A 13,200-nucleotide genomic window follows, 5' to 3' on the forward strand; every position below is an offset into this window, starting at 1 on the left:
ATGCGACAATTATCTTCCTGTATTTTCTTTTTTGTAGTATTTGGAACTTCGGCTCAGGTTACCCAAAAAAGAACTTTATCGATGTTAGGAAGCCCGTTTGAAATGATTGTTGTAGCTAAAGATATTCCAGAAGCCGATGGATATATTGATATGGCTGTAGCGGAAGTCTCTCGAATTGAACATTTAATTTCCGACTGGATTCCAACAACTCCCATATCCGAAGTCAATAGAAATGCAGGAATTAAACCAGTAAAAGTACCTCAAGAGGTATTTGATTTGGTTGGGAGAGCGATGAAAATATCAGAGTTAACTTCAGGAGCATTTGATATTAGTTATGCTTCAATGGATAAGATTTGGAAATTTGACGGAAGTATGACAAGGATGCCAACACCTGAAGAGATTAAAAATTCGGTTAGTAAAGTAGGATATAAAAATATCATATTAGATCCAAAAAACACAACTATTTTTCTTAAAAATGAAGGAATGAAATTGGGTTTAGGAGGTATTGGTCAGGGCTTTATTGCTGATAAAATTAAAACTATGCTCATCGGCAAAGGGGTAGTTGCTGGAATAGTGAATATCTCTGGAGATATCAATACTTGGGGTAAACAACTCGATGGAGAGAAATGGAAAGTGGGAATTAAAAACCCAATGAATAAGGATAAAATTTTCGCTACTTTTCCACTCGAAGATAGTTCTGTTGAAACATCAGGAAGTTATGAAAAGTATGTTACATTCAATGGTAAACGCTATTCTCATATCATTGACACCAGAACGGGTTATCCAGCATCAGGTGTGATTAGTGTCTCTGTTTTTGCAAAATCAACTGAATTAGCCGATGCATTAGCCACAGGTATTTTTGTACTTGGAGTTGATGTTGGTTTAGATTTGGTGAATCAACTGCCCGGAATTGGCTGTATTTATGTTGACGATAAAGGAAAAATATCCACCTCAAAAAATATTGATTTAAAAAATTATAAAAATGAATAAATGGCCCTTTTTTTTAGTTTTAGCGCTAGCAATGCAATCCTGTGTTGCTGTGAAAGAATATGATAAATTATATATCAATGATCCCGACATGAAGTTAGCTGCAAAGCCAGCTGAAAAATACGAGACTACTTTTCAAGTATACCGTGAAGCTGCCGCAGGTGCAAACGGAGGAAAAACAGGTGGTGGTTGTGGATGCAATTAATTTATTAAAGATGAAAAAAATATTAATTGCAATTGTTGTATTGATTAATTTCACTGCTTTTGCACAAGAAAAAGAAACTGCTACTACTTTTAAAAAGAGGGTTTTAGAAAATACAGAAGTTGATTTTTTATTGAGTTATTACAATCAAGATGGGACACATTCACCAGTTAACGGAGGTATCGGTTCCGAAAAATTAACAGATGTTGCCTCCAATATTGTTATAGCAGTGCCGATTAATGATGATGATGTATTAACATTCGATGTTGGAATCTCTACTTATACATCAGCGTCTTCCAGTAATATTAATCCTTTTAATTCCAATAAAAGTTCTACATCAACATCTTCTGGCGCTTCGGGGAAAACGACTTCTACAACAGTAAGTTCTGCACCTTACGGAACACCTTGGCAAGCTTCTTCCGGAGCTTCGAAGAGTGATCAATTGGCTTCAGTTTCGGCAAATTACAGTCATAGTTCAGACAATAGAAATAATTTGTGGAATGCTGATATTGCTGTATCAAATGAATTTGATTATACTTCGTTTGGGTTTGGTGGTGGGTACACTAAATTATTCAATGAAAAAAACACAGAGATTAGTTTGAAAGCGAATGCTTATCTGGATCAATGGAGACCCATTTATCCAACTGAATTGCATGAATATGCCACTTACGGTGCTAACTTTCAAAATCAAGGATATTTAACTGGTGTTACAATTATGGATCGATATGGTAATAAATCAACGAATTATTTGCCGTCTGCTTTTACACCTTATACTAATTCAAATAGAAATTCGTATTCTGCTTCGATTTCCTTTTCACAAATCATGACTAAAAAGATTCAATTATCAATATTTATGGATCTTTTGAAGCAAGAAGGATTATTAGCTACACCGTATCAAAGGGTTTATTTTGCTGATAAAGCCAACTATTATATTGGACAATCACAATATATTCCAGTGTATGGATCTTATGATAACAAAGGAGTATATCAATTAGCAGATGATAAAGAAAGGTTACCTAGTTCTCGATTTAAAATTCCTATTGGCGCTCGTCTAAATTTTTACATCAATGAATATGTGGTTGCACGTGCATATTATAGATATTATCAGGACAATTGGGGGATTCAAGCACATACGGCATCAATAGAGTTGCCTATAAAAATAAATTCAAAATTTACGGCGTATCCAATGTATCGCTACTATACGCAAACTGCATCTGATTATTTTGCACCTTATGAACAGCACCTTTCAACCGAAAAATATTATACCTCCGATTATGATTTATCTAAATTTGTAAGCAATCAATATGGGCTTGGTTTTACGTATACGGATATATTTGCTAGAGCAAGAATCTTTGTTTTAGGATTAAAATCAATAGATTTGCGATTGAATCATTATCAAAGGAGTGATGGTTTATCTGCAAATATTGCTTCTTTTGGGTTTAAATTTGAAGTACAATAAAACAATTTAATAAATGCATATATTAATAGTTGAAGATGAATTAGGTATTATTCAATTTTTGCAACAAGGTTTGGAAGAAGAAGGGTATAACATCACTTGTGCATCCGATGGTTTACAAGGGTTTGAATTAATTCAAAAGAACAACTTTGATTTAATTTTATTAGATTGGATGTTGCCTAAAATGAGTGGTTTGGATTTGTGTAAAGCCATCAGAATCAAAGATACCAAAGTGCCTATTCTTTTTTTAACAGCTAAAGATACGATTCAGGAAACGATAGAAGGGTTGAAAGCGGGAGCCAATGATTATATAAAAAAACCTTTTAGTTTTGAAGAATTGGTAGAGCGAATCAAGATTCACTTTCGAAACCTAAATAAAGAAGAAATTCTGAATTTAGGGACTATTGAAATCAATAGAACAAAGCACATCGTATCAGTTAAACAAGAAGAAGTTTCATTGACACAGCGTGAATTTGAGTTGTTGTATTATCTCATTAAAAACAAAGGTAAAGTATGTACAAGAAATCAAATAATTGAAGATGTTTGGGACATCCATTTTGAATACGATACCGGTGTAATTGATGTTTTTATCAATGCCATTCGTAAAAAATTAAACCTAAAAATCGAAGAAGATTATATTAAAACAGTTCGTGGTGTAGGTTACATAGCTAATGACTAATGAATATGCAACAACTTTCTTTTAAAAATAGAATTGCTTCTAATTATATAATCACAACTGCACTTTTAATTTTTGTGGTGTTTTTTGCTATACATTCTATCGTAAAATTTAGTGTTTATAATCACGTAAATACTGATATTTCAAAAGAGGTCAACAACCATTTGAATGAAATAGAAATTAAAAACAACTCTTTTTTCCTAATCCATATGGAAGAATGGAAAGAAAGAGAGCACAATACGGTTGATGTAAATCCTGTATTTATTGAATTTTTGGATGCAAATGGGGATGTTCTTGAAAAATCACCTAATTTAAAGAATCAAATTTTATATTTTAATAAATCTGTTCCAGACAATGAATTGTTTGACTCAAAAATTTTAAAAAATAAAATTCGTCAAATTCAAGTTCCTATCTATCAAAATGAAAAAGTAATTGGTTATTTAATAATTGCTATGTCGCTTGAAGATGCTTCCATGGTACTTCAAAATTTATCCGAAATATTAATTATTGCTTATCCTTTAATTCTATTAATACTTTTTCTTATCGCTCGATTTATTGCAGGTAGAAGTATAAAACCAATCAGTTCTATTATAGAAACCTCAAATATTATTACAAAGGATAATTTAAAGTCCAGAATTCCATTGCCACAAAAAAAAGACGAATTATACATTTTATCAAAAACGATAAATCATCTTTTAGATCGAATAGAAACAGCAGTTGAAAGAGAAAGACAATTTACCTCAGATGCTTCTCATGAATTACGAACACCTTTAACAGTCATTAAAGGAACATTAGAAGTTTTAATACGAAAACCGCGTAATCAAGAAGAGTATCATGATAAAGTTAATTATTGTATTACTGAAGTAAATCGCTTAAATAATATTGTTGATCAACTACTTTTACTGGCAAGATATGAGAATCAAAATCAATCTATTAAAATAGAAAATGTTTGTTTGAATGCCATATTATTAGATACTATTTCTAGATTTTCTACTTTAATTCAGTCTAATAATATTCAGGTTAATACACAATTTACAAATGAAATATATGTAAAAAGTGACCGCTACTTAGTGTCCATTATTATTAATAATATTGTCTCGAACGCAATTAAATATTCAAATTATGATGGTCAGTTGGCAATTGTATTAACTGAATTAGAAGGAAAAGTGACATGTCACATATCTGATTCAGGGATTGGAATTCCAAAAGAAGATTTACAAAAAATATTTAACCCTTTTTTTCGTTCTCAATCTACAGATCATCCAGATATTAAAGGGACTGGTTTAGGACTTTCGATTGTTAGTAGATTATGTAAATTACTGAACATTAAAGTTACTATTTCTAGTCAAGAAAATGAGGGAACACAAGTGGAACTTAACTTTCATTAAGTATTCTTTAAGTATCCCTTAAGACTATCTTAAGTTAATCCCTATCTTTATATTTTACTTTTGAAGGATCAAAATAAAATATTTATGTTAGAAAAAATTATAGCTTTTAGTCTAAAAAACAAACTCATTGTTTTATTATTCACTCTTTGTATTTTAGGATTTGGCGTTTTTTCTATATTCCAAATTTCTATTGGTGCTGTTCCAGACGTAACCAATAATCAAGTTCAAGTAATCACTACTTCACGTAATCTTTCAACCCAAGACATTGAGCAATATATTACATATCCTGTTGAAATTGAAATGGCTAATTTACCAGGAGTAAAGGAAATTCGTTCCATTTCAAAATTTGGATTATCAGTTGTCACCATTGTTTTTGAGGATGATTTAGGTACTTATTTACCAAGACAATTAATTGCTGAAAAAATTAAATCGGCTTCTGAGAAAATACCAGCCGGTTTTGGTACTCCTGAAATGGGGCCAATAACCACTGGACTTGGTGAAATTTACCAATATACACTTGAAGTACAACCCGAATTTAAAAACAACTATTCCGTTACTGATTTAAGAACGATCCAAGATTGGGTAGTAAAAAGGCAATTGTCAGGAATTAAAGGTGTTGTTGAAATTAATACTTGGGGAGGGTTTTTAAAACAATATGAAATTGCTATTAATCCATCCCAATTGAAAGCAATGAATATTGCTACAACGGATGTTTTTACAGCTCTTGAAAAAAATAACAGTATTGCAGGTGGTGCTTATATTGAGAAGATAAATCAAAGTTATTTTATTCGTGCCGAAGGAAAAGTTAAAAACTTGGAAGACATTGAAAACATTGTTGTTAAAAACAGTAATGGTTTCCCTGTTTATATAAAGAATGTGGCTGATGTTCGTTTTGGTCATGCCAATCGTTTTGGAGCAATTACTGGTAATGGTGAAGGAGAGAAGGTACTTGGACAAGTGATGATGCTTAAAGGCGCCAATTCAAAACAAGTCATCAATGATGTGAAAGATAGAATTGCAATCATTCAAAAATCACTGCCCGAAGGCGTTTATATCAATGGATTCTTAGAACGTAGCGAATTAGTTGGTAAAACCACTTTTACAGTGGCCGAAAATCTTACTCTAGGCTGTTTAATCGTGATTTTTGTTGTAGTATTATTATTAGGAAATTGGCGTTCAGGATTAGTTGTAGCTTCAGTCATACCATTGTGTTTGTTATTTGCAATTTCACTGATGAATATTTTTGGAATAGACGCTAATTTAATGAGTTTAGGTGCCATCGATTTTGGAATAATAATTGACGGTGCGGTTATTATTGTTGAATTCATTGCATTCCAAATAGCCAGTAAATCAGCACAGTTAGGGCCACTTTCCAAAGAAGACCGACAGTTAGAAATTGATCAAATTACGTATAAGAGCGCTTCTAAAATGATGAATTCGGCTATTTTTGGCCAACTTATTATTTTGATTGTTTTTATTCCAATTCTTTCTCTTTCAGGAATCGAAGGTAAAATGTTCAAACCCATGGCGATGACTTTTAGTTTTGCTTTGGTGGGGGCTATGATCTTCTGCTTTACCTATGTTCCAGTGGTTTCTTCGTTGTTTTTAAAACCAACCGTAGAAAATCCAAAATCGTTATCTAGTAAATTAATTCGAAAGCTAAATTCTTGGTATTTACCTCTTATAACTTGGGCTTTGGTTAATACTAAAAAAGTATTGTATGGTGCTTTTGGATTATTAGTTATGGCGATCGTTTTATTTACCACTATGGGAGGGGAGTTCATTCCAACACTTGACGAAGGGGATTTTGTCATTCAACCTGTTCTTAAAACGGGAACTACATTAACAAAAACGATAGCTACTACTACCAAAATCGAAAAAATAATACTCAAGAATTTCCCCGAAGTGGAGCAAGTGGTTAGTAGAATAGGTGCTGCCGAAGTTCCTACAGACCCAATGAGTATGGAAGAAAGTGATGTAATTGTAAAATTGAAACCAAAATCAGAATGGGTATCGGCATCCAGTAAAGATGAATTAGCTGATAAAATTAAAACGGCTATCGAAAAACAAATTCCCAATATGGAAATCGAGTTTACACAGCCGATTGAAATGCGTTTTAATGAATTGATTTCAGGCACACGTTCAGATGTGGCGGTGAAGATTTTTGGTGAAGATTTAAATGTTTTGGCTCGAAAAGCCCATGAAATTAAAAAAGCTATTGCAAAAGTAGAAGGAGCTTCGGATATAATAATTGAAAAAACCGAAGGATTACCGCAAATGACAGTAAAATATGATCGTTCAAAAATTGCTCGATATGGTTTGAATATCTCCGATTTAAATGAAATGATAGCGCTTGGTTTTGCAGGAAAAACGGTTGGAAATGTGTTTGAAGGCGAGAAACGATTTGACATGGTTATCCGTTTAGATCAGTCCAATAGAACGGGTATAAATGACTTAAAAAACCTTTATATCACCACTTCGTCTGGAGAGCAAATTCCGTTGCAGGAGTTAGCAAGCATAGATTATACCGAAGGTCCTGCTAAAATTTCAAGAGACAATACGAATAGAAGAATTGTTGTAGGAATCAATGTGCGAAATAGAGATTTACAAAGTGTAGTAACTGATATTCAGAAAATTGTAGATACTCAAATAAAGTTACCTACGGGCTACTATGTGCAATACGGGGGGCAATTTGAAAACCTCCAAAGTGCCAAAGCCAGACTGATGATTGCAGTTCCAATTGCGCTATTTTTAATATTTATATTATTGTATTTTGCTTTTGGTTCAGTAAAAGAGGCCTTGATGGTATATTCGGCCATACCACTTTCGGCAGTTGGAGGGGTGTTGTTTTTATGGATTCGAGGATTGCCTTTTAGTATTTCTGCAGGAGTTGGATTTATTGCGCTGTTTGGAATTGCTGTGCTAAACGGAATCGTATTAATTGAGCATTTTAAAGAATTAAAACACCAGGGAATGAAAAATATTGATGAACTTATTTTAAAAGGAACTACTGATCGATTGCGTCCCGTGCTATTAACTGCTGCCGCTGCCGCTCTAGGTTTCTTACCAATGGCTATTTCATCATCAGCAGGAGCAGAGGTGCAACGCCCTTTAGCAACCGTAGTAATTGGAGGTTTGTTTACAGCAACCATCTTAACGATGATTGTATTGCCTATTTTATATAAACTTTTTGAAGGGAAAGAATTTAGAAAACCAAGATTTAAAAAACATCATAGTGCTACTTATATCATATTTTTAATATTAAGCAGTTCTTATAGTTTTGCACAAAATACTACTACTGAATTAGATAGTTTGATTTCAAAAGGGATAAGTAACAACAAAGGATTAAAAGCGCATCAATTGCAAGTAGATAAATTCCAGGCAAATATAAATAGCGCTTTTGCATTCGATAAAACGAATATCTACTACAATTATGACCAAAATAATGTTGCCTATAATAATGAACCTTTAAAAATATTCGGGATTCAACAACGCTTTTCTTTTCCTACCGTTTATGGTGCTCAGAAAAAAGTAAATACAACAGAATTTGAAAAAGAAAAGGCTAGTTTTGAGATTCAAAAAAACAAAACTTCCTTAATGATTTCTAAGGTTTATTATCAAATCGTGTACTTACAACATGAAGAAAAACTGTATCAATATTTAGATAGTTTGTATCAAAATTTTTCTAAAGCAAGTGATAGACGATTTGAATTAGGGGAGACGAATTATCTCGAAAAAATCACTGCAGAAGCCAAATTCAGACAGATAAAAACAAAACTTTCTCAAATAAAAAATGAAAAGCAAGCGGAGTATGAAACATTACAAGCATTAGTACAATCAGAGGATAAAATAGTAATTAAAAGCATAAAAATAATACCGTTAAATGTCTTAACTAATGAATTAAGTAAATTTACCTATAATTATTATTTAGAAAGTGTTAGTAAAAATTATGAAAGTCAAATATACCTTCAAAAACAAAATTGGTTTCCAGATTTGCACTTAGACTATTTTAGAGGTTCTAACAAAGGAATTTCGCAATCTTTGAATGGTTTTCAAATTGGAATTGCAGTTCCTATTTTATATACTGCGAATATTTCAAAATCAAAAGTGGCACAACTTGAACTACAAAGTTGGGAGCAACAAAAGCAAAATGAAACCCAAAAAATGGATAGTTATTTAAATCAAAAAAAGAATGAATTAGCAAAATACCAAGATGCTTTAAATTATTACAATCAATACGGTAAAAAACTTTCGAACGAAATTATTAAAGTAGGAAATTTGAGTTTCAAACATGGAGAGATAGATTTTTTTCAATACATCCAAAGTTTAGAAAACGCGACCATTATTCAAGTAGATTATTTAGATAATGTACTTCAATTCAATAAAACACAACTTGACATTCAATTCCTTAATTACTAAAATATTTAAAATGAAAAAAACACTATATATATTTACTCTTTCCATTCTATTTGTTTCTTGTAAAGAGACAAAATCAGAAGAAGTCATTGATAAAAATGACAATCTAATATCAGTTACAACAGCGCAATTTAAGTCGGGTGCAATGGAAATTTCAGCTCCTGTTGAGGAAGATTTTGACGTAACGGTAAAAACATCGGGAAAAATTGATGTACCGCCACAAAATAGAGCTCAGATCACTTCGTTTATAGGTGGATATGTGAAATCTACAACACTTCTAGTAGGTGATAAAGTGAGTAAAGGACAAGCTTTATTGACATTAGAAAACACAGAATTTTTAGATATTCAAAAAGAATATTTAGACGTTGCAGAACAAATTAAGTATCTAAAGTCGGAGTATGAACGTCAGAAAACATTATTCGATGAAAAAATCACTTCTCAAAAAAATTATTTAAAAGCAGAGAGTGACTATCGCAGAGCAAAAGGGATGTACCAAAGCTTAAAAGCAAAATTATTGATGCTTAATATTAGCCCTGCAAATGTTGAAAAAGGAAATTTAACTTCTGTAATAACCATTTATGCCCCGATATCTGGTGATATTGTTGTAATGAATGCCAATGTTGGTATGCACGTTTCTCCATCGGATGTAATATTAGATATTATTCAAACTTCTCATTTACATTTGGAATTAAATGTTTTTGAAAAAGATATATTGAATGTAAAAGAAGGACAAAAAATTAAATTTACTGTTCCAGAGGCTTCAAAAGATGTTTTTAACGCCGAAGTTCATTTAGTAGGAAAATCGATAGAAGGAAGTGATAGAACAATCAATGTTCATGGCCATTTAGACGAAACCATGAAACAAAAATTAATAACAGGAATGTTTGTAGAAGCTGCTATTATAGTGGATTCAAAGAAAGGTTTAGCAATTCCTACCGAAGCATTAATAACAGAAAATAATAAATACTTTGTACTTTTATTGAAAGAAGATAAAAACAACAGTTATTTCTTTAAAAAAGTGGCAGTTAAAGTTGGCGAACGTTCTGAAAAATTTATTGAAATTCTTCCGGATACTCATATTAATTCATCTTCAAAAATTTTGGTAAAAGGTGTTTTTGATGTTACTAATTAATCGATAATTATGGATTTAAAAAAATTAAAAGAGCAATTACAAGTAGAAGTAGATACTGCATTTTTGTACGAAAGTATTGCTGCTATTCAAACGGATGATAATTTAGTTCGTGTTTTACAAAGTTTAGGTGAAATTGAAAAGGGGCATGCTAAACATATGTTTGACAAAGTCATTTCATTTGAGTCTAATTATAAAATGCCACTGCCTTCTTCTAGAGCAAAATTTCAATTAAAACTTGGTAAGTTTTTTGGCTACGGATCGATAATCAGTAGTTTATCCAATATTGAAAAGCAATTTGCGGTTAACGCTATTAAAAATAAATTACAAAGTGGTGAAAAACCAACAGGTTTTGAGCACAATCATCTTAAAATAATTGAAGCAGTAAATGATAATGCTGCGTTGAATGTTTCGGGAGGTTTTCTATCTAAATTTGAAAGCCGACATAAATCAGTGGGAGGTAATGCCTTGCGCGCTGCTGTATTAGGTTCGAATGATGGCTTGGTTTCCAATATGAGTTTAGTAATGGGAGTTGCAGGTGCCGCCGTTTCTAATAATACTATTTTACTAACTGGAATTGCAGGGTTAATGGCAGGAGCAATTTCAATGGCATTGGGAGAATGGTTGTCCGTACAAAGTTCGAGAGAATTGAACCAACGCCAAATTGATTTAGAAACAGAAGAACTAGAAGCTTCGCCAGAAGAAGAGAAAAAAGAGCTTGTTTTATTATATCAAGCTAAAGGAATGAATATGGAAGAGGCTAAAAAATTAGCCGATAAAGCATTTGAAACTCCTGAAACTGCAATTGATGCAATAATTAAAGAAGAACTAGGAATAGATAAAGAAGAATTAGGTGGTTCCGCTTGGGAAGCTGCAATTGCCTCTTTTGTCCTTTTTTCAATAGGAGCCATAATACCATTATATCCTTTTATGATTTTAGACGGGATGAATGCCATTTATTTAAGTATTGGCAGCAGTGTAATAGGGCTTTTTGGAATTGGTGCTGCAATAACGTTACTAACAGGGAAAAGTATATTATTTTCAGGTTTTAGACAAGTTTTTTTTGGCTTAGCGGCAGCGGCCGTCACCTATGGAATTGGATCATTGATAGGCGTATCCTTAGCAGCTTAGAATTCAAAAGGAATTTTCTTATTAAATCAAAAAATAAAGTAAATTATAATCAAATTAAAATGTTATTTTTAATTTTTAAAATGAAACCATAAAATTTAAAATATGAATGATGCTCATTTACACTTAGTAGTTAACCATTTTCCAATTATTGGATCTATATTGGGCCTTGGGGTTTTAATTGCTGGACTATTTTTAAAAAATAATTCGGTTAAGAATACAGGTTTTTTTCTACTTATTATTGCAGCTGTTTTCGCGTTGGCAAGCATGGCGACAGGTGATGGCGCTGAAGAAATGGTAAAAGATATGCCTACAATTGGAGAAAAAATTATTCATGAACATGAGCAAATAGCCGAGAAATTTGCTTTGGTGTTATATGCAACTGGTATTTTCAGTATTGTATCACTTTATGCAACTCAAAAAAGAAATAAATTTGCAAAAATAGTAACATACATCACTTTGATTCTGGCGTTAATTGCTGCTGGACTATCAACGTTCGTAGGAACATCTGGTGGAGAAATTCGTCATACTGAAATTAGAGATAACAATGACACTTTGGTTTCTAAAAATATAAATAGTGTCCGTCCCGGTTTTAATGATACGCTAAAAAGGAAAGTCGACGAATAAGATATTTAACAATAAAATAGCAATTAGTTAAATTTAAAATAGCGTTTTAATTAAAATATGATTTATATTTGCATCAGAAATTAAAGTTCTAAAACAATAACACAATTATGTTTACAAAACAATTACATCATCATTTTCATTATTGCTCTCAAGCGATGTGTTAATGAAATGGGTGTAAGTCATCATATTTTAAAACCCGTTTGAGTACATCAAACGGGTTTTTTATTGCCTAACTTTTGTACTCTGACACAATACTAACAAAATTAAATTCAAAAAAATGAGTACATTAAAAATTGCAATTCAAAAATCAGGACGTTTAAACGAAGACAGTATCCAAATTCTAAAAGATTGCGGAATCTCTATTAACAATGGAATTGATCAATTAAAAGCAGAAGCTTCAAATTTCCCTTTAGAAGTTTTATACTTAAGAAACTCTGATATTCCTCAATACTTAATTGATGGTGTGGTAGATATTGCCATTGTAGGAGACAATTTATTGGTTGAAAAAGGGAAAGGGATTCAAGTGATTCAAAAGCTTGGTTTTTCTAAATGTAAAGTTTCAGTTGCTGTACCCAAAACATTCGAATACAATTCTATTCAAGATTTAGATGGATTGCGTATTGCGACTTCTTACCCAAATACGGTGATCGAATATTTCAATTCTTTTGGAGTAAATGTAGATATTCACCAAATTTCTGGTTCGGTTGAGATCGCTCCAAATATTGGTCTAGCCGATGCCATTGTTGATATTGTTTCAAGCGGAAGTACGTTGTTTAAAAACAATTTAAAAGAAGTTGAAATTATTTATAAAAGTGAAGCGGTATTGGCAGTTTCTCCAAAAGTAACTCCAGATGTTCAAAAATTAATTGACACCTTAAAATTTAGAATTGAATCCGTTTTAAGAGCGCGAAAATCAAAATATATTTTGATGAACGTGCCTAATGATAAAATTGAAGAAGTAGGTAAAATTCTTCCAGTATTGCGTAGTTTAACCGTTTTGCCATTGGCGCAAGAAGGATGGAGCAGTGTACACTCTGTAATTGATAAAGATACTTTCTGGCAAGTAATCGATCAATTGAAAGACGCTGGTGCCGAAGGAATTTTGATATGCCCAATTGAAAAAATGGTGCTATAAATAATTATAAATTATTAAGTATGAATTATAAAGTTGAGTAAAACTTAAATAGTTGA

10 protein-coding genes are annotated in these 13,200 nt (G+C 32.0%); all 10 read left to right on the plus strand.

Annotated features, from left to right (window positions below):
* The 10 genes from AB3G34_RS05915 (at position 1) to hisG (ending at position 13,144) form a co-directional block, all read left to right on the plus strand.
* On the plus strand, positions 1–990 hold the full coding sequence (locus AB3G34_RS05915) for an FAD:protein FMN transferase (protein WP_369753772.1): 990 nt from the start codon (positions 1–3) through the stop codon (positions 988–990).
* Positions 983–1,192, plus strand: a complete 210-nt coding sequence (locus AB3G34_RS05920; RefSeq protein WP_367752993.1) for a DUF4266 domain-containing protein — start codon at positions 983–985, stop codon at positions 1,190–1,192. The genes AB3G34_RS05915 and AB3G34_RS05920 overlap by 8 nt, the downstream gene beginning before the upstream one ends.
* Positions 1,193–1,202: 10 nt before the next feature.
* Positions 1,203–2,648 (plus strand): DUF3570 domain-containing protein, encoded by a 1,446-nt coding sequence (locus AB3G34_RS05925; protein WP_369753773.1) that lies wholly within the window; start codon positions 1,203–1,205, stop codon positions 2,646–2,648.
* Between the two features lie 13 nt (positions 2,649–2,661).
* The gene (locus AB3G34_RS05930) at positions 2,662–3,324 is read left to right on the plus strand and encodes a response regulator transcription factor (RefSeq protein WP_369753775.1); all 663 of its coding nucleotides are present in this window, start codon (positions 2,662–2,664) and stop codon (positions 3,322–3,324) included.
* Positions 3,324–4,709 (plus strand): ATP-binding protein, encoded by a 1,386-nt coding sequence (locus tag AB3G34_RS05935; RefSeq protein ID WP_369753776.1) that lies wholly within the window; start codon positions 3,324–3,326, stop codon positions 4,707–4,709. The genes AB3G34_RS05930 and AB3G34_RS05935 overlap by 1 nt, the downstream gene beginning before the upstream one ends.
* A gap of 84 nt (positions 4,710–4,793) precedes the next feature.
* On the plus strand, positions 4,794–9,128 hold the full coding sequence (locus tag AB3G34_RS05940) for a CusA/CzcA family heavy metal efflux RND transporter (RefSeq protein ID WP_367769793.1): 4,335 nt from the start codon (positions 4,794–4,796) through the stop codon (positions 9,126–9,128).
* Between the two features lie 10 nt (positions 9,129–9,138).
* Positions 9,139–10,257 (plus strand): efflux RND transporter periplasmic adaptor subunit, encoded by a 1,119-nt coding sequence (locus AB3G34_RS05945; RefSeq protein WP_367769796.1) that lies wholly within the window; start codon positions 9,139–9,141, stop codon positions 10,255–10,257.
* Positions 10,258–10,266: 9 nt separating this feature from the next.
* Positions 10,267–11,385, plus strand: coding sequence for a VIT1/CCC1 transporter family protein (locus tag AB3G34_RS05950; protein ID WP_367753005.1), 1,119 nt, complete (start codon positions 10,267–10,269; stop codon positions 11,383–11,385).
* Positions 11,386–11,487: 102 nt separating this feature from the next.
* Positions 11,488–12,009, plus strand: a complete 522-nt coding sequence (locus tag AB3G34_RS05955; protein ID WP_367769799.1) for a DUF2231 domain-containing protein — start codon at positions 11,488–11,490, stop codon at positions 12,007–12,009.
* 277 nt (positions 12,010–12,286) lie between these two features.
* Positions 12,287–13,144: an ATP phosphoribosyltransferase gene (gene hisG / locus AB3G34_RS05960; protein ID WP_367753009.1), complete on the plus strand. Its 858-nt coding sequence runs from the start codon at positions 12,287–12,289 to the stop codon at positions 13,142–13,144.
* The last annotated feature ends 56 nt before the right edge of the window (positions 13,145–13,200 follow it).

It is taken from the genome of Flavobacterium sp. WC2409 (assembly GCF_041200085.1).
Lineage (GTDB): Bacteria > Bacteroidota > Bacteroidia > Flavobacteriales > Flavobacteriaceae > Flavobacterium.